A 17,239-nucleotide genomic window follows, 5' to 3' on the forward strand; every position below is an offset into this window, starting at 1 on the left:
CGTTCCGCGCATAAAAAAATCCCAGGCCGGCAGAGCGCTGGCCTGGGATTTTTGAGCCGCCTGTCGGAATCGAACCGACGACCTTCGGATTACAAAGCCGGAGCTCTTCCAACTGAGCTAAGGCGGCAACGCGCATGTCAATCCACACGCGCGAACTCTCACTCTACACAGCGCGCACCAACCAATCCACGAAGTTCCGCAGCCCCCGTAACCGCCCGATCGCCCGTGCGTTAAGAACACTGACGTACTGATCCGGATATCGGACAGCCGAGGGGCGAGGGCATGACGGACACGGCAGACCGGCCTACACAGGTGACGGGCGACGAGGCCAAGCGCATCAAGCGCGAGACGCTGGGCATCGCCGACCGCACGAAGCACCGCGGCCGGGCGTCAACCGCCATGAGGAGCCGGGCCAAGGAGCCCGGTACGCAGCAGCGCGTGTACCGGTACCGCTGCTACCCGACCCAGTCGCAGGCCGAGCAGCTGGAGAAGACCTTCGGGGCCTGCCGCTGGGTCTACAACGAGGGGCTGGCATTGAGAGCCGACGCCTGGGAGCGGCATCGGGTGTCGGTGGGGTTCGCCGAGTCATGCCGGGCGTTGACGGGGTGGCGTCAGGCGTCGGGGACGTCCTGGCTGCGTGAGGTGTCGTCGACGGTGCTGCAGCAGTCGTTACGACATCTGGACGGGGCGTTCACACGGTTCTTCAGACAGAACGCGAAGTACCCGCAGCGGAAGCGGAAGCACCGGTCTCGGGATTCGGCGACGTATGTACGGACCGGCTTCCGATGGACAGAGGATCCCGAGCGGCCCGGCACCGGGCTGGTGACCTTGGCGAAGCAGACGGTGCCGTTGGACGTGCGGTGGTCGCGACCCCTGCCCGCCGGAGCCGCTCCGGTGAAGTTGTCGGTGACCCGGGACCGGGCGGGCCGGTACTTCGTCGCGGTCCTGGTGGAGGAGCGGATCGAGCCCCTGCCCGCGGCGTTCGTAGCGGACGGGCGCGAGCCGAGAGCTGTGGGGATCGATCTCGGCCTGGCTGCGCTGGTGACGCTGGACGACGGAACGAAGGTGGATCATCCCCGGCTGCTGAAGAAGCACGGAAAGGAGCTTGCGCGGCTCCAGAGGGGACTGCATCGGAAGAAGAAGGGATCGAAGAACCGGGCGAAGGCCCGGGAGCGCATCGCTCGGCTGTACGCGCTGATCAGCGATGTACGCGGGGACACCCTGGACCAGTTGACCACCCGCCTCGTGCGCGAGAACCAAGTGCTCGTGGTGGAAGACCTGGCCATCATGAATCTGCTGCGTCCGGCAGTCGGTAAGGGGCGTCGGCGCAAGGCCCGGCTGAGTCGGTCGATCATCGATGCGGCCTGGGGCGAGCTGATCCGGCAACTGCGGTACAAGTGCGCCTGGTACGGGCGGACGCTGGTGATCGTGGACCGCTTCTTCCCGTCGACGCGTCGGTGTTCCGGCTGTCACGCGAAGGGGCCCTCACTCGATATGGCCGTGCGGGAGTGGACCTGTGCGGAGTGCGGTGCGGTGCACGACCGGGACGTGAACGCGGCACAAAACCTCCGGGAGGAGGGCATGCGGCTGTACTGGCTGGTGGCTTCCGCGCTCCCGCCGGGGCGGACACCACCGTCGGCGATCAAGGCGTCGGAGCCGGCGGACGTACTGCTGGCTGCGTGAGGAAGTGAAGGACTGCGGTGCGGACCGACGGGCCGTCGGCCGCCAAGCCTGTGGAGTCCGCATAAGACCGGTCGGCTGGGCCCTTCAGGGGTACACCGGGTGGCAGGGGCGTTGAATCAGGAAGTGTTGTCACCGACACGGGTCAAAAGTGCGTTGCTCTGCCCCGGCGGGCACAGGCCGGGCCGCTCCCCACCCCGCCTGGGAGATATTCCTCCCCTTCGAACTACTGACAGATTCGACATGGCCAGGTAGCGTCGCGGAAGGTTCACTCAAGTGGACCAGACCACTCCCTTACTCGGATCGTCCGGCACGTTCCTGCCGGTGGAGGAGAAGATTCAGCATGGCCAGTGTCACGTTCGACAAGGCGTCCCGCGTATACCCCGGCTCCACGAAGCCCGCGGTTGACCAGCTCGAGATCGACATCGAGGACGGCGAGTTCCTCGTCCTCGTCGGTCCCTCCGGTTGTGGCAAGTCGACCTCCCTGCGCATGCTCGCGGGTCTTGAGGACGTCAACGGCGGCGCGATCCGCATCGGTGACCGCGACGTCACGCACCTGCCGCCGAAGGACCGGGACATCGCGATGGTGTTCCAGAACTACGCGCTCTACCCGCACATGTCCGTCGCGGACAACATGGGCTTCGCGCTGAAGATCGCCGGTATCAACAAGACCGAGATCCGGGCGAAGGTCGAAGAGGCCGCCAAGATGCTGGACCTCACCGACTACCTCGACCGCAAGCCGAAGGCGCTCTCCGGTGGTCAGCGTCAGCGTGTCGCGATGGGCCGCGCCATCGTGCGTGAGCCGCAGGTCTTCCTCATGGACGAGCCGCTGTCGAACCTCGATGCCAAGCTCCGTGTCTCCACCCGTACGCAGATCGCCTCGCTCCAGCGCCGGCTGGGCATCACGACCGTCTACGTCACCCACGACCAGGTCGAGGCGCTGACCATGGGTGACCGCGTCGCGGTCCTCAAGGACGGTCTGCTCCAGCAGGTCGACTCGCCGCGCAACATGTACGACAAGCCGGCGAACCTCTTCGTGGCCGGCTTCATCGGCTCCCCGGCGATGAACCTCGTCGAGGTCCCGATCACCGACGGTGGCGTGAAGTTCGGCAACAGCGTCGTCCCGGTCTCCCGTGCCGCGCTCACCGCCGCCGCGGACCGCGGCGACACGACCATCACGGTCGGCATCCGCCCCGAGCACTTCGACATCGTCGAGCACGGCGGCGCCGCCGCGAAGTCCCTCACCAAGGACTCCGCCGACGCCCCGGCCGGTCTGGCCGTCTCGGTCAACGTCGTCGAGGAGCTCGGCGCCGACGGCTTCGTCTACGGCTCCGCCAAGGTCGGCGAGCAGGAGAAGGACCTCGTCGTCCGCGTCGGCGGCCGCGCCGTCCCGGAGAAGGGCACCAAGCTCCACGTCGTGCCGCGCCCGGACGAGCTGCACGTCTTCGCGACCTCGACGGGTGAGCGTCTCACCGACTGATTTCGCACCGCCCGCTGTACGCCGTCGGCCCCGCACGGACTCCGTGCGGGGCCGACGCGCGTTCCGGGGGTTTGGGGGGCGGACGTCAAATTCCCCGGCACAACGGTCATTTCGCTCCGGTTCGTCAACACAGGATTCGAAAAACACTCTCGAACCATCCCTCGCGCGAGTGACGTAATGTCGCCGATTCATCACTGCCCGCTACGCTCACTGCGTGACCCACACCGCGCGCCGTATCGGCCGAACTCTCGCTCTCGTACTGCCTGTCGTCATGGTCCTGTCCGGGACCCTCGCGGTCACCGCCGTGCCGTGGGCATCTCACAACTCCGACTCGCAGATGCTCACCGCCTCGGCCCAGACCGTCTCCAAGCGCGCCAAGCCGCGCACCTCGCAGGACATCCTGCGCGACAGGCTTCTCCTGGAGCTCCGGGAGAAGGACCCCGCCGCCGCTCTGACGGACCTCCAGCGTGCCGTCGAGGGGCGTCCGTCGCTCGCACGGCACTGCATGTCGATCGCGAAGGCGCTGGGCAAGGCGGCGGTCGAGCAGTACGGTCCGACGCGGGCGCACCGGTTCTCGCGTCCCGTCTGCGACACGTCGTTCGCCTCGGGTGTCGCGCAGTTCAGCTGACCGGTCCCGGTCAGGCACGGCATATCGTGCCTGACATGCATACGTTTCCGACGCAGGCCGTGATCCTGGCGGGTGGCCAGGGATCGCGGCTGCGCCCGTACACCGATGACCGCCCCAAGCCGATGGTCGAGATCCCGGGTACCGGGACTCCGATCATCGGCCATCAGCTTTCCTGGCTGGCCGCCGAAGGCGTGACCGATGCCGTGGTGTCGTGCGGGCATCTGGCCGAGGTGCTGCAGGAGTGGCTGGACGCGGCGGTGCTGCCGCTGCGGGTCACGACGGTGGTGGAGTCCGAACCGCTGGGGCGTGGCGGCGGGCTGAAGTACGCGGCGGCCCGGCTGCCCGATCCGGAGCAGCCCTGGTACGCGACCAATGGTGACATCTGGACGCGTTTCTCGTTGCGTGAGATGGCCGCGTTCCATGCGGAGCGCGATGCGACCGCGACGCTGGCGCTGGCCCGGCCCCGCATTCCCTGGGGCGCGGTGGAGACGGACGCCTTCGGACACATCACCGACTTCATCGAGTCGCCGCCGTCGCCGTATCTGATCAATGCGGGGGTGTACGTGTTCTCCCCGGCGTTCACGGCGATGCTGCCGGACCTCGGTGATCATGAGCGGACGACGTTCCCCCGGCTGGCGCGGGAGCGCAGGCTGGCCGGGTACCCGTTGCCGCACGGGGCGTACTGGCGGGCCATTGACACCGCCAAGGACCTGACGGAGGCGGCGAAGGAGCTGGACGGGCGCTAGGGTCTCTCGTTTGGATCATGCTGGCCTCGCGGCCGCAACCCCATCGTCCGCCCGCCCCTCACCAGGGTCCGCCCTGTTCGCACACGCACACGCACACCGAGAGGGGCGGGCGCCGGAGATGGATCCGGTGCCCGCCCCTCTCGGCGTGCGGTGGGCCCGGGTCAGCCGAGGAGGCCGCCGATGGGGTTGCGGCCGCTTCCCCCGGCGGAGCCGTCCGTGGAGCCGGTGGAGCCGTTGCCGGGGTCCGAGCCGCCTGCCGTGGAGCCTCCGGTGGGACCGGCGGAGCTGGGGCCGGAGCTGGTGGCCGGGGGTGGCTGCTGGGGGGTGGTCTGCTGCGGGGGCTGCTGGCCGGTGCCCTGGGTCTGGCTGGGCCGGCCCGTGCCCGCCGTTGCCTGGCCCGACTCCCGGACGGTGCCCGTGGCGGGTGTGGAGGGCTTGGCCGACGGGGTACGAGGGGCGGTGCTCCGGGACGGGGTGGGCTGCTGTCCGGCCGGGGACCGGGAGGCCTTGCCGCCGCTGCGGGATTTCTCGGGGAGCGGGGAGCCGGGGAGCTGGTTGGTCGGGACACCGTTGGGTCCGGGGACGGTGACGACTCCGGAGGAGCGGACGGCGCCGCCGAGCACGGAGCCGATGAGCAGGGTGAGGCCGACGACGACGGCGGCGACGACCGCGCCGCGGCGCAGCACGCGGCGGCGGAGGTCCCAGATCTCGGATCGGGGGCCGAGCTTGCGCCAGGCTTCCCCGGCGAGGCGTCCGTCGGCGGAGTAGACGGGGGCGCCCGCGATGACCAGGGGGCTCCAGGCGGCGAGGTAGATGATGTCCGGCGCGTCGTAGACGGGGACGGTGCGCCAGCTGACGGTGACCAGGAGTGCGGCGGAGAGGAGGGCGCCGACCGAGGCGGCGACGCGCTGCCAGAGGCCGAGGACGGTGAGGACCCCGACGACGACCTGGAGGAAGGCGATGCTGAGTCCGGCGCCGACGGGGTGGGAGAGGGCGAATTCGCGGAGGGGTTCGGCGAGGGCCCAGGGGTGCAGTGAGGTCAGCCACTTGACCATGGAGCCGCGGTCGCCGCCGTCGAAGTAGACGGGGTCGCAGAGTTTGCCCATGCCGGCGTAGATGGAGATGAAGCCGAGGAAGACGCGCATGGGCAGGAGGACGACGCCGAGGTTCATGCGTCGGCCGGGGTAGTACGCGTGCCGGACCGAGTCGGCGCTCTGGCGGCGGTCGCGGGTGTCGGTGATGTCGAAGTCGTCGTCGTCCCGGTCGCGGTCCCGGTCGTAGTCGTCCGGGCCGTATCCGTCCGCGGCGTAGGGGCCGGGTCCGCTCTCGACGGGGTCGAAGGCGCCGACCGCCTGCCGCATGGGCGGCAGCAGCGGCCCGCCGGACCGGGGGCCGCCGATGACGGGGGTGGGCTGGGTCTCTTCGAGACGGGGGATGACCTGGGTGCCGGCTCCGCCGCGTCCGCCTTCGAGCTCGTACGAGGCGTACGGGTCGTAGGGGTCGTACGCGGTGTCGGGGCGGCCCGTGACGCCGGGCCGGGCCGCGGTGGAGTTCCGTACGGCCTGGAGCAGTCCGGTGGCGCCGGGGTCGCCGGGGGCGGACCTGCCGCTCCACACGACGGGGGCGCGCCGGCCGCGCCCCATTCCGGGGCCGCTCATGGCGGGGATCCTGGGCGCACCGGCGGGGGTCACACCGCGCAGCCGTGCGCGCTGGCCGGGTGCGAGCTGCACCCGGAAGCTGGCGTGGTTGACGATGACCTGCGCAGGGTCGCAGTCCACCTTGGTCATGCTCAGGGCGGGTTGTTCGTCGAACCGAGGCGTTCTGGTGTCCACACTCATCTAACCGAGTGATGTGTGTTTAGGACACTGCCTTGACGGTGTCGAAGTGTCCGAGGCCCGTCAACCGGTGGTAGCGGGGCGCGGTGGGGCGTACGCACGGTCGGATGCGCCCCCGGGGCAGGGCCGTCCGGGGCCGACGGGCGGCGGGGGTTTCCTCCGTCGGCCGCCGCCCGTGCGGGTGGTGCTGCCGGGCGGCTCGGAGGCTGCCGGGTGGCTCTGCCGGGCGGACGCGCCCCTGGCGGCGCACGCTTCCCGGTCCGAGGTCACCCGACGGCCTCTCAGGCGCGGCGGCGGGCGACCTCGTACATCACGATGCCGGCCGCGACACCGGCGTTCAGGGACTCGGCGCCACCGGGCATCGAGATGCGGACCCGGTAGTCGCAGGTCTCGCCGACGAGGCGGCCGAGGCCCTTGCCCTCGCTGCCGATGACGATGACGACGGGGCCGCCGAGGGCCTGCAGGTCCTCGACGGTGTGCTCGCCGTCGGCGGCCAGGCCGACGACGGTGATGCCTTCCTTCTTGTACGCCTCCAGCGCGCGGGTCAGGTTGGTGACCCGGGAGACCGGGGTGCGGGCGGCGGTTCCGGCGGAGGACTTCCAGGCTCCGGCGGTCATTCCGGCGGCACGGCGCTCGGGCACGACCACGCCGTGGCCGCCGAACGCGGAGACGGAGCGGACGATGGCGCCGAGGTTGCGCGGGTCGGTGACGCCGTCGAGGGCCACGATCAGCGGGTCCTCGCCGTTGTCGTACGCGGCGGCGGTGAGGTCCTGCGGGTCCGCGTACTCGTACGGCGGGACCTGGAGGACGAGGCCCTGGTGGTTCAGGCCGTTCGTCATCCGGTCCAGCTCGGGGCGCGGGGCCTCCATCAGGTTGATGTTGCCGCGCTCGCCGGCGAGCTGGAGGGCCTCGCGGACGCGCTCGTCGTTGTCGATGTACTGCTGGACGTACAGAGTGGTGGCGGGGACGCCGTCGCGCAGCGCCTCGAAGACCGGGTTGCGGCCGACGACCATCTCGGAGGTGCCCTTGGCGCCGCCGCGCCGGGGCGCGGGGCGGCGGTTGGCGGCCTGCTTGGCCTTGGCGGTCGCGATGCGGTTCTTCTTGTGCTTCTTGCGGGCCTCGGCGGGCGGCGTCGGTCCCCTGCCTTCGAGAGAGCGGCGTCGGTTACCGCCGCTGCCGACCTGCATGCCCTTCTTGTTGGACGTGCGGCGGTTCCTGCGCTGGCTGTTCCCGGCCATGACCTACCTGTTTCGTTGCTTCAGACGTGCGTACGTGTACGTAAGTGAAAGTGTGCCGCCCGGCGGGCCGGGCGGCACTTGGGAGGACTACTGGCGCGGGCCGAGTGTCCACCGTGGTCCGGTCGGGCTGTCCTCGATGACGAGCCCGGACTGGTTGAGCTGGTCGCGGATGGCGTCGGCCGCGGTCCAGTCCTTGCGCTCGCGTGCGGACTGGCGCTGGTCGAGGACGAGGCGTACGAGGGTGTCGACGACGCCGTGGAGGTCGTCGCCGCGGTCGCTCTCACCGGCCCAGTGGTCGTCGAGCGGGTCGAGGCCGAGTACCCCGAGCATCGCACGGACCTCGGCGAGGCGGGCGACGGCGGCTTCCTTGTCGTCGGCGGCGAGGGCGGAGTTGCCCTGGCGGACGGTGGTGTGGACGATCGCCAGGGCCTGCGGTACGCCCAGGTCGTCATCCATCGCCTCGGCGAAGGCGGGCGGCACCTCGGTGGCCGGGGCGACGGTCTCGCCGGCCTTCTCGGTGACGCGCTGGACGAAGCCCTCGATCCGGGCGAACGCGGACTCGGCCTCGCGCAGGGCCTCCTCGCTGTACTCGATCATGGACCGGTAGTGCGGGGTCCCGAGGTAGTAGCGCAGCACGATGGGGCGCCAGGCCTTGACCATCTCGCTGACGAGTACGGAGTTGCCGAGCGACTTCGACATCTTCTCGCCGGCCATGGTGACCCAGCCGTTGTGCACCCAGTAGTTCGCGAACGCGTCGCCGTAGGCCTTGGCCTGGGCGATCTCGTTCTCGTGGTGCGGGAAGATCAGGTCGATGCCGCCGCCGTGGATGTCGAAGGCGGAACCGAGGTACTTGTGCACCATGGCGGAGCACTCCAGGTGCCAGCCGGGGCGGCCGCGGCCCCAGGGGGTCTCCCAGCTGGGCTCGCCGGGCTTGGACGCCTTCCACATGGCGAAGTCGCGCTGGTCGCGCTTGCCGGTCTCGCCCTCGCCGGAGGGCTGGCGCAGATCGTCCAGCTCCTGGTTGGAGAGGGACAGGTAGCCGGGGAACGAGCGCACGTCGAAGTAGACGTTGCCCTCGGAGGCGTAGGCGTGGCCGCGCTCGATGAGGCCCCGCATCATCTCGATCATCTCGGTGATGTGGCCGGTGGCGCGCGGCTCGTACGTGGGCGGGAGGCAGCCCAGCGCGTCGTAGCCGGCGTTGAACGCGCGCTCGTTCTCGTAACCGATGGCCCACCACGGGCGGCCCTGCTCGGCCGACTTCGTGATGATCTTGTCGTCGATGTCTGTGACGTTCCGGACGAACGTCACGTCGTAGCCGCGGTGCTCGAACCAGCGGCGCATGATGTCGAAGTTCAGTCCGGACCTGATGTGCCCGATGTGCGGGGCGGCCTGGACAGTGGCGCCACAGAGGTAGATCGAGACACAGCCCGCTGTGAGCGGGACGAAGTCACGGATCTGCCGGGCGCTGGTGTCGTACAGGCGAATAGTCACGCCTCAAGGGTAGTGGGCGCGCACCAGTGCCCCGCGACCCCTTGGGGGATTGCGATGACAGTTGTTACGGCCCGGGTTCGCCCGGCCGGGGCGCCTTGGGTCCCGCGGAGAGTGCGGCCGTCACGGCGTCCGTACTCCCGAGGGGGTCCGCGGTGCCGCTGCCTCCGCGTCCTGTCCGGCCACCGGTCGCCGAGGCCGCTTTCCGTTCGCGCCCGCCGGAAGGGTCAGCGCGAGGGCGGCGCCCGCGAGCGGGACGGCGGCGAGCACCGCCCACCGGACGGGTGCGGGGGCGCCGAGCAGCGCCCCGGTGGCGGCGCTGCCCGCGAGTACGGCCACGCCGGAGACCGATGACAGTGCTCCGGTGGCGAGTCCGAGGTGCCGGTCGGCGACGAGATCCGGTACGAGGCCGCGGGCGGCCGGCACCAGCAGCATCTGCCCGAGGGTGAGGAGGACGACGAGCGTGGCCGCGGGCAGCAGTCCGGCGGGCCCGCCGGGGGCCAGGGGCACGGCGGCGAATCCGGTGGCGACGGTGACGAGCCCGGCGACGAGTGCGGTCCGCGGTGCGAGGCGGTGGGCGGCCCAGCGGGTCACCGGCAGCTGGGCGCAGACGACCAGCAGCGAGGAGAGCGCGAACAGCGGGCCGAGGGCGGCCTGCGAGCCGGTGGCGTGCCGCACCTCGGCCGGGAGCGAGAGGTAGAGCTGGTTGTACGCGACGAGGTAGCTGCTGTAGGTGAGGCAGAGCAGCAGGAACGGGCGGTTGCCGAAGACCTCGCGGGCGGAGCCCCGGGAGCGTTCCGTACGGGCCGCGGGGGCGCGGTGCGGCATCAGCCGGGCGTGTCCGGCGAGGACCGCGACGAAGACGAGGACCCCGGCGAGGGCGGCGGCCCGGAACCCGCCGCCCAGGAGCAGCAGGGCCGAGCCGAGGAGGGGGCCGAGGAACGCCCCGGCCTGTCCGGCGGCGGAGAACCGTGCGAGCACCTGGGCGCGCGGGGTGCCGGTCTCCTTCTCGTGGCGGACGGCCTCGCGGGCGGTTTCGGACTCGACGGCGGGTGAGAAGAGCGCGGCGGCGAGTCCGGTCAGCAGGACGGCGCCGATGACGGTCGCGGTGGATCCGGCGAAGGCGAGCCAGCCGAAACCGGCGATGCGCAGGACGCATCCGGCGAGGACGACGGGGCGCGGCCCGTACCGGTCGGTGAGTGCGCCGCCGATGACGAAGAGGCCCTGCTGGCTGAAGGTGCGCAGGCCGAGGACGAGGCCGACGAGCCAGCCGGCCATGCCGAGGCCGGTGCCGAGGTGGGTGGCGAGGTAGGGCAGGACGGCGTAGAAGCCGATGTTGAACGCGAACTGGGTGGTGGTCAGGAGGCGGAGGTAGCGGTCCGGGGCCAGGCCCGGGGTGGCCGGCCGCGGGGTCGGGGCGGCGCTCACGCGGCGCCCTTGCGGCCGCGTGCGCCCCGGTGGTGTCCCGCGCCCCGTACGGCCGCGGCCGCGAGGACGGCCGTCGCGCCGAGGACGGCGAGGGCGGCGGCGGGGGCGAGTACGGCCCAGGGGGCGCGCTCCGCGTAGGGGAGGTTCTCGGAGAGCATCCGGCCCCATTCGGGTGACGGGGGCGCGGTGCCGAGGCCGAGGAAGCCGAGGGAGGCGAGGGCCAGCGCGATGGCGGGGACGCGCAGGACGGCGTGGCGGACGACGGGGGGCAGTACGCCGGGCAGTACGTGGCGGCGCAGCAGGTGTGCGCGTCCGGCGCCCAGGGCGCGGGCGGCGGCGATGTGCGGGGCGGCGCGTTCCTGGGCGTACAGGGCGCTGGTGTGTGCGGCGATGGGGGCCCAGGCGACGGCGGTGACGGCGGCCGCGGCGCTCCAGGGGCCGGGTCCGGCGACACCGGCGACGACGAGGCCGGTGAGGATCGCGGGCAGTGCGTTGGCGGTCTCGGTGAGCGCTCCGGCGCGTACGGCTCCCAGCGCGAGGCCGAGCAGCAGGGTGGCCGCGGACACGGCGACGGCGGTGAGGACGGTGCGGGCGGCGCCGTGTCCGAGGCGGGCGAGGATGTCGCGGCCGAGGGAGTCGGTGCCGAAGGGGTGGGCGGTGGACGGTCCGGCGAGGCGGGCGGCGGCGTCGATCTGGAGGGGGTCGCGCAGGAGTCCGGCGACGGTGACGGCGGCGAAGAGCGCGGCCAGGACGACGGCGGCCGCGGTCAGCAGCCGGCGGGCCGGGAGGGCGGGCGGCAGGAGTGCGGGCAGGGCGCCGTCGCGCAGGGCGGGGCCGAGCAGGGTGCGGGAGGCGAGCCGGGCGGCCAGTCCGGCGGCGATGCCGAGGAGGAGCAGCAGCAGGACGCACGCCTGGAGGACCGGGAGGTCCTGGGCGAGTGCGGCGGCGAGCGCGGTGCCGCCGAGGCCGGGGATCGCGTAGAGGGTCTCGACGGCGACGGCTCCGCCGGTGAGTCCGACGACGATGAGGCCGAGCTGGGGCAGCAGGCCGGGCAGGGTGCGGCGCAGGGCGTGGCGGGCGATGCGGGTTGCGGGCAGTCCGCCGGCGGTGGCGGCGCGCGCCCAGGGTTCGGCGAACGCGGCGGGCAGTGCGTCGTCCAGCAGCCGGCCGAGCAGCGCGCCGGCGGGGATGCCCATGGCGAGGGCGGGCAGCACCGTCTGTCCGGGGGTGCCCCAGCCGAGCGCGGGGAGCCAGCCGAGCCGGACGGCGACGACGGCGGCGAGCACGGCGGCGATGAGGAATTCGGGGAAGGCGGCGAGGACGGCCGCGCCGACGCCCGCGCGGGTGGTGACGATGCGGCGTGCCGCCCCGCGTCGCAGGGTCCCGGCGGCGAGGGCCGCGGCGAGGAGCAGGGCGACGGCGAGGGAGGCGCCCATGAGGGTGAGCGAGACGCCCAGGGCGGCTATCGCGTCGGGGGCGACGGGCTGCCCGGAGACCCAAGAGGTGCCGAGGTCGCCGTGGAGGAGTCCGCCGAGCCAGCCGCCGAGGATGTGGAGGGGGCCGCCGTCGAGGCCGGTGTCGGCGCGGATGGCGTCGAGGGTCTCGGGGGTGGGCGGCCGCTCGGCGTACCGGGCGCGCAGGATCGTGAGGGCGGGGTCGGTGCGGGTCAGCCGGGGCAGCAGGCCGATGACGGCGAGGACCGCGAGGAGCGCGGCGAGCCGTCCGGCGAGGTACTTCACCCGGTCATCCGACGCGGGTGTCTGCGGTGATGAGGGTGCGTTCCATCGGGTCGAGCGCGACGCCGTGGACACGGCTGTCGTCGTACCCCTGGACGAAGCGCTCGTGGAGCAGCGGCACGAGGGCGTCGGTGCCGAGGATGTCGGCCTCGGCGGTCATCGCGGCGCGGTGGCGGGCGTCGTTTCCGGCGAGTGCGGCGGCCTTGTCCACGTCGGTGTCGACGCGCTTGTCGCAGAGCTGCGAGATGTTGAAGCTGCCGTCGCAGGTGAAGTCGGACGCGAGGTAGGAGACGGGGTCCGCGGTGTCCAGGAGGGTGTTGCGGGCCTGGATGAAGGCGTCGTACTTGCCCGCGAGGGCGTCGGCCTCCAGCTGGGCGTAGTCGCGGACGACCTGCTTGACGGTGAAGCCGCGCTTCTGGAGCTGCTGCTGGACGACGGTGGCGGCCTCGGGGAGTTCGGGCCGGTTGGTGTACGTGGCGAGGACGATCTGCTTCGTCCTCGCGACCTGCGCCCTGCCGGCGGCCCCCGCCCGGTCGGCCGGGGCCTTGCGGGCGGCGGCAGCCCACGGCACGCCGGGTCCGAGGAGGCCCTGCGCGCTGTCGGCGCGGCCTTCGTAGACGGCCTTGACGAGGGCCTCGGAGTCGATCGCCTCGCGGGCCGCGGCACGCATCGCGGGGTCGGCGAAGACCCCGTGTTCCGTGTTGAGGGAGAGGCCGTTGGTACGGGCGGAGGGGAACTCGTGGACGAGCCGGTCGCCGAGGAGGGAGGCCTGCGAGATCGGTACGTACTCGGCGACGTCGACGGCCCCGGTGCGCAGGGCGTTGGCGCGGGCGGTGCCGTCGGCCACGAAGGTCACGTCGGCACCGGGGGCCTTGGCCTTGCCGCCCCAGTAGTGGTCGTTTCGCTCCAGCGTGGCGCTGACGGCGCCCTTGACCGCGGCGAGGGTGAAGGGTCCGGTGGCGTGTCCGGCCGGGTTCACCTTGTCCCCCTGGTAGGCGGCGGCGGACAGGATCGTGAGGGAGGGGTTGGCGAGGCGCTGGGGCAGCAGCGGGTCGGCCGCGGTGGTGGTGATCCGTACGGTGCCGGCGCCCTGGGCGGTGGCGGTGATGCCGGTGTCGGACAGGACGCGGGGCTTGGGCGAGGCCTTCTGAGCGGCGTTCAGGGACCGGACGACGGCGGCCGGGTCGACCTTCGTGCCGTCCTGGAAGGACGCCTTGCGCAGGGTGAAGGTCCACGCCTTCGGGCTCTCGCGCTTCCAGGAGGCGGCGAGTGCGGGCTTCGCGGCGCCGTCGCGGCCGAGGGAGGTGAGGCCCTCGATGACCGCGAGGCGGCTGAGGTTGACGGCGTCGTCGCCGTAGGGGGACATCGCCTGGGCGGGTGGGAAGGCCATGGCGACCCGGAGGCGTTGCCCGCCGTCCGACGCGCTTGCGGTGTCGTTCGCGCCGCCGGAGCAGGCGGTGGCGAGCGGGACGAGGAGGGCGGCCGCGGTCAGCGGCAGCGCGGCGCGACGGAGTCGGGACGGGGGCATGGCAACGACCTTATATGAAAACGATTGTCATTTAAAAACAGTTCAGCGAGCGGCTCAACGGGCGGCGGGCACCGGCAGCTCGAAGTGGACGACGCTCTGACCGCGTCCGGGCAGAGTGCGTTCGTCGCACACCTCCCGCGCGAGCGACCGCCAGAACGGCTCGGCGCCCGGCACGGCCGGGTCGGTGTGCAGATAGACCGCCTCGTACCCGCCGGCCCGCGCGACGAAGTCGCAGAGCTCGCGCACCAGCCGCCGCGCCAGCCCGTGCCGGCGGTGCTCCGGCCGTACGTAGATCCGGCACAGCTGGGCGGTGGTACCGGACGGGAAGCGGTCCGCGACCCACCGCGGATTGGGCGGCGCCTGCGGCCCCCGGTCGCGCACGGCGCCCGTCGCGACGATCTCGCCGTCGCGCTCGACCACCAGCAGGGTGCAGCGCTCGGGCCGCAGATAGCTGGCCTCGGGGTCGATGATGTCGGCGTGCCAGCGGGGCACGTAGCCGGACCTCAGGTCGCGGTAGACGGTGTCGAGCATCACGGCCCGCGCGCCGCCGACGTCACGAGGAGTGGCGGTGCGCAGGACGTATCCGCCGGCATCGGCCCGTATCCCGGCCGTCGTCGTCGTACTCATCCCGGAGCCTCTCCGTCCCTCGCGTCATCTCATTGCCGTACCAGGGTACGTGCAATTGATGTGCAACAAGGCTGCGGGCCCGACGGTCCGCCGGGCCCGCTGTCCGGCTCCGGGGCAGGTCAGACCGTGCGGTAGACCAGCGCGGTGGCGATCCCGGCGATGCCCTCCGCACGGCCGGTGAAGCCGAGCCCGTCCGAGGTCGCGGCGGAGAGCGAGACGGGCGCGCCCACGGCGGCGGACAGGACCTTCTGCGCCTCGTCGCGCCGCTTGCCGATCTTCGGCCGTACGCCGACGACCTGGACCGCGACGTTGCCGATCTCGAACCCCTCGGACCGCACGATCCGGGCCGCCTCGGTCAGCAGCGTGACCCCTGCGGCGCCGGACCACTCGGGGCGTCCGGTGCCGAAGTGCTGCCCGAGGTCACCGAGCCCGGCGGCCGAGAACAGCGCGTTGCACGCGGCGTGCGCGACGACGTCCGCGTCGGAGTGCCCGGCGAGCCCGGGGCCCTCGCCCTCCCACAGGAGACCCGCGCACCACAGCTCGCGGCCCTCCTCGAAGGCGTGGATGTCGGTTCCGATCCCGACGAGCGGGATCACCGGTGCGGCGCGTTCCCCGGAGGCCAGGTGCCCCTCGGGGGCCATGTGTTCCTCAGAAGCCATCGTTCGCCCTCCTGCGTGCGAGTACCGCTTCGGCCAGGACCAGGTCCAGCGGCCGGGTCACCTTGAACGCCTCCTCGTGGCCGGGTACGACCACGACGGCCACTCCGAGCTGCTCGACCAGGCCCGCGTCGTCGGTCGCGCCCTCGCCGCTGACGGCGACCCGCTCATGGGCCCGCACCAGCGTGTCGCGGTCGAAGCCCTGCGGGGTCTGCACCGCCCGCAGCCTGGACCGCACCGGGGTGGAGAGCACCGGTTCGGGCTCCCCGGGCGCACCCGGCTCGACCTCCTTGACGGTGTCCGCCAGCGGCAGCGCCGGGACGACGGCGGGCGCCCCGTCCCGTACCGCCTCGACCACCGCGTCCACCGTGTCGACGGGCACCAGGGGGCGGGCCGCGTCATGGACGAGGACGGCACGGATATCGGCGGGCAGGGCGTCCAGGCCGAGCTTCACCGACTCCTGGCGGGTGCCGCCACCGGGCACGACGAGGAATTCGGTGCGCTCGGGCAGCGCGTGCTCGTCGAGCAGATTCCTGACCTCGGGGGCGCCGTCCGGCGGTGCGACGATCACGACCAGGGACACCTGACGGGACGCCGCCATGGCCCGTACCGCATGGACGAGCATGGGCGTTCCGCCCAGCGCACGCAGCGCCTTGGGGGCGCCGGGGCCGAGCCGTACGCCGCGGCCGGCCGCGGGAATCACGGCGGCGGTGCGGCTGGGACGCGATTGATCAGACATCGGTTGCACTCCGAAGCATCGGCATGTTTGTCTCCACGGCCGACGTGGGTATGGCCTCAATCGAGCCGGGCGCCATGCCATGACTCGACCGGGACCCTTTCCGTGACCCCGGGCGAGACGAGGACGGACCCGGCCGCTCGGGATCGGCCTGACACGTCGACTTCACAAGATCGCGAGCAAAGTACCGGGGGATCGTCGACGAGGCCAACGCGTCGGCGCATCGAGAACAACGTCCGGGATGCTCGGACCTCACCGCCCGGCGGCGTCCCTGTGCCCGGAATCCGGAATGTGTCTGGAATCCATGGGTCCGAAATCCGCAGTCGGACCGCCGGAATCCAGATCCGGACGTGCCGCGGTGCCCGACGACACGCCGTTCGGACGGCTGGTCAGCGGGCACCGCGGCACGTTATTCACGCCTTAGACCGGTGCGATCCGGTTCAGGACGCGAGGACCTCGTCGAGCAGGGCCTCGGCCTTGTCCTCGTTGGTGTTCTCCGCGAGGGCGAGCTCGCTCACCAGGATCTGGCGAGCCTTGGCGAGCATGCGCTTCTCACCTGCGGAGAGTCCACGCTCACGCTCACGACGCCACAGGTCACGAACCACTTCCGCGACCTTGATGACATCGCCGGAGGCGAGCTTCTCGAGATTTGCCTTGTAGCGCCGGGACCAGTTCGTCGGCTCTTCGGCATACGGCGCGCGCAGCACCTCGAAGACCCGGTCCAGCCCTTCCTGCCCGACAACGTCGCGCACACCCACGAACTCCGCATTGTCCGCCGGTACACGCACCGTCAAGTCGCCCTGGGCGACCTTGAGCACCAAGTAGGTCTTGTCCACGCCTTTGATCTGGCGAGTTTCGATAGCCTCGATCAGCGCGGCCCCGTGATGGGGATAGACCACGGTGTCGCCAACCTTGAACGTCATGTGACAGGTACCCCTTCCGTGGCTATCAAGAGTAACACGAGAACAGCTTCTCCTGAATGGCGTTTTCGCAGGTCAGGGCATATCTCGGGGCTTGACAACTGCAACACGTACGTGCTGCGGAAGGTTCGCCGGGGACGGTATTCGCAGGTCGGAGCCGCTGCGCGTGCGAGGAGAAACGCGGACGTTACACGTGCCGGAACCCGCTCGGAAGAGACCTAACGTCCCGGTTTGCCGGGTTCAGGATGGTGAACTTTCCCTACTCCGTTCGGGGATCGATCACCCGTACGGCGGTAAGTGCGGATGACCAATGAAATTGATCAACGTTCGGCCATCGCGTGGATTATCCGCAATGAATACGCCGGGGCACGCCAAGGCCGGTGGAACATCCGCAGGAAGCGCGGGCCGAACGCCCGGAGGAATTGATCAAGCGTGTTATGTGGACGGCTTGCGAATCATCGCCCCCGGGCCGGGCCGGGGGCGCCGGGGCGCCCGGGGGGCGGGTCGGGTGCG

General features: G+C 71.6%; 14 protein-coding genes and 1 tRNA gene. 4 read left to right on the forward strand and 11 right to left on the reverse strand.

The genetic code is table 11. From position 1 onward, the window contains the following. Positions 1 to 54: 54 nt before the first annotated feature. Positions 55 to 127: transfer RNA gene (locus OG322_RS16100), tRNA-Thr, on the reverse strand. Positions 128 to 282: 155 nt separating this feature from the next. Here OG322_RS16100 and OG322_RS16105 point away from each other — a divergent pair. From OG322_RS16105 to OG322_RS16120, 4 genes are all read left to right on the forward strand, one after another. Next, positions 283 to 1,683: an RNA-guided endonuclease InsQ/TnpB family protein gene (locus OG322_RS16105; RefSeq protein ID WP_123460735.1), complete on the forward strand. Its 1,401-nt coding sequence runs from the start codon at positions 283 to 285 to the stop codon at positions 1,681 to 1,683. Positions 1,684 to 2,023: 340 nt separating this feature from the next. Continuing rightward, the gene (locus OG322_RS16110; protein WP_123460734.1) at positions 2,024 to 3,160 is read left to right on the forward strand and encodes an ABC transporter ATP-binding protein; all 1,137 of its coding nucleotides are present in this window, start codon (positions 2,024 to 2,026) and stop codon (positions 3,158 to 3,160) included. 214 nt (positions 3,161 to 3,374) lie between these two features. Further along, a complete protein-coding gene (locus tag OG322_RS16115) occupies positions 3,375 to 3,788 on the forward strand; it encodes a hypothetical protein (RefSeq protein ID WP_123460733.1) in 414 nt (137 codons plus the stop codon). Between the two features lie 35 nt (positions 3,789 to 3,823). Next, positions 3,824 to 4,534 (forward strand): nucleotidyltransferase family protein, encoded by a 711-nt coding sequence (locus OG322_RS16120; protein WP_123460732.1) that lies wholly within the window; start codon positions 3,824 to 3,826, stop codon positions 4,532 to 4,534. Positions 4,535 to 4,695: 161 nt separating this feature from the next. Here OG322_RS16120 and OG322_RS16125 read toward each other — a convergent pair whose 3' ends face one another. The 10 genes from OG322_RS16125 to OG322_RS16170 all read right to left on the reverse strand — a co-directional run bounded on the left by OG322_RS16125 (position 4,696) and on the right by OG322_RS16170 (position 16,729). Beyond that, positions 4,696 to 6,372 carry a DoxX family membrane protein gene (locus tag OG322_RS16125; protein WP_260146749.1) on the reverse strand — a complete coding sequence of 559 codons (1,677 nt, stop codon included), beginning with the start codon at positions 6,370 to 6,372 and terminating at the stop codon, positions 4,696 to 4,698. Between the two features lie 278 nt (positions 6,373 to 6,650). Further along, entirely contained in the window at positions 6,651 to 7,607 is a 957-nt protein-coding gene (rlmB, locus tag OG322_RS16130; RefSeq protein WP_123460730.1) for a 23S rRNA (guanosine(2251)-2'-O)-methyltransferase RlmB, read from the reverse strand. Between the two features lie 87 nt (positions 7,608 to 7,694). Further along, complete coding sequence (gene cysS / locus OG322_RS16135; protein ID WP_123460729.1) at positions 7,695 to 9,098, reverse strand: cysteine--tRNA ligase; 1,404 nt, start codon at positions 9,096 to 9,098, stop codon at positions 7,695 to 7,697. Between the two features lie 120 nt (positions 9,099 to 9,218). Then, entirely contained in the window at positions 9,219 to 10,523 is a 1,305-nt protein-coding gene (locus OG322_RS16140) for an MFS transporter (RefSeq protein WP_329306576.1), read from the reverse strand. Next, a complete protein-coding gene (locus tag OG322_RS16145) occupies positions 10,520 to 12,262 on the reverse strand; it encodes an ABC transporter permease subunit (RefSeq protein ID WP_329306577.1) in 1,743 nt (580 codons plus the stop codon). Before OG322_RS16145 ends, OG322_RS16140 begins: the two co-directional genes overlap by 4 nt. Positions 12,263 to 12,266: 4 nt before the next feature. Further along, positions 12,267 to 13,787: an ABC transporter substrate-binding protein gene (locus OG322_RS16150; RefSeq protein ID WP_123460726.1), complete on the reverse strand. Its 1,521-nt coding sequence runs from the start codon at positions 13,785 to 13,787 to the stop codon at positions 12,267 to 12,269. 54 nt (positions 13,788 to 13,841) lie between these two features. Continuing rightward, complete coding sequence (locus tag OG322_RS16155; protein WP_123460725.1) at positions 13,842 to 14,414, reverse strand: GNAT family N-acetyltransferase; 573 nt, start codon at positions 14,412 to 14,414, stop codon at positions 13,842 to 13,844. A 119-nt stretch (positions 14,415 to 14,533) separates the two neighbouring features. Then, positions 14,534 to 15,073: a 2-C-methyl-D-erythritol 2,4-cyclodiphosphate synthase gene (gene ispF / locus OG322_RS16160; protein ID WP_185095344.1), complete on the reverse strand. Its 540-nt coding sequence runs from the start codon at positions 15,071 to 15,073 to the stop codon at positions 14,534 to 14,536. Continuing rightward, on the reverse strand, positions 15,063 to 15,809 hold the full coding sequence (ispD, locus tag OG322_RS16165) for a 2-C-methyl-D-erythritol 4-phosphate cytidylyltransferase (RefSeq protein WP_123460723.1): 747 nt from the start codon (positions 15,807 to 15,809) through the stop codon (positions 15,063 to 15,065). The genes ispF and ispD overlap by 11 nt, the downstream gene beginning before the upstream one ends. Before the next feature lie 437 nt (positions 15,810 to 16,246). After that, positions 16,247 to 16,729, reverse strand: coding sequence for a CarD family transcriptional regulator (locus OG322_RS16170; RefSeq protein ID WP_006380568.1), 483 nt, complete (start codon positions 16,727 to 16,729; stop codon positions 16,247 to 16,249). Positions 16,730 to 17,239: the final 510 nt, after the last annotated feature.

The organism is Streptomyces sp. NBC_01260 (assembly GCF_036226405.1).
Taxonomy (GTDB): Bacteria; Actinomycetota; Actinomycetes; order Streptomycetales; family Streptomycetaceae; genus Streptomyces; species Streptomyces laculatispora.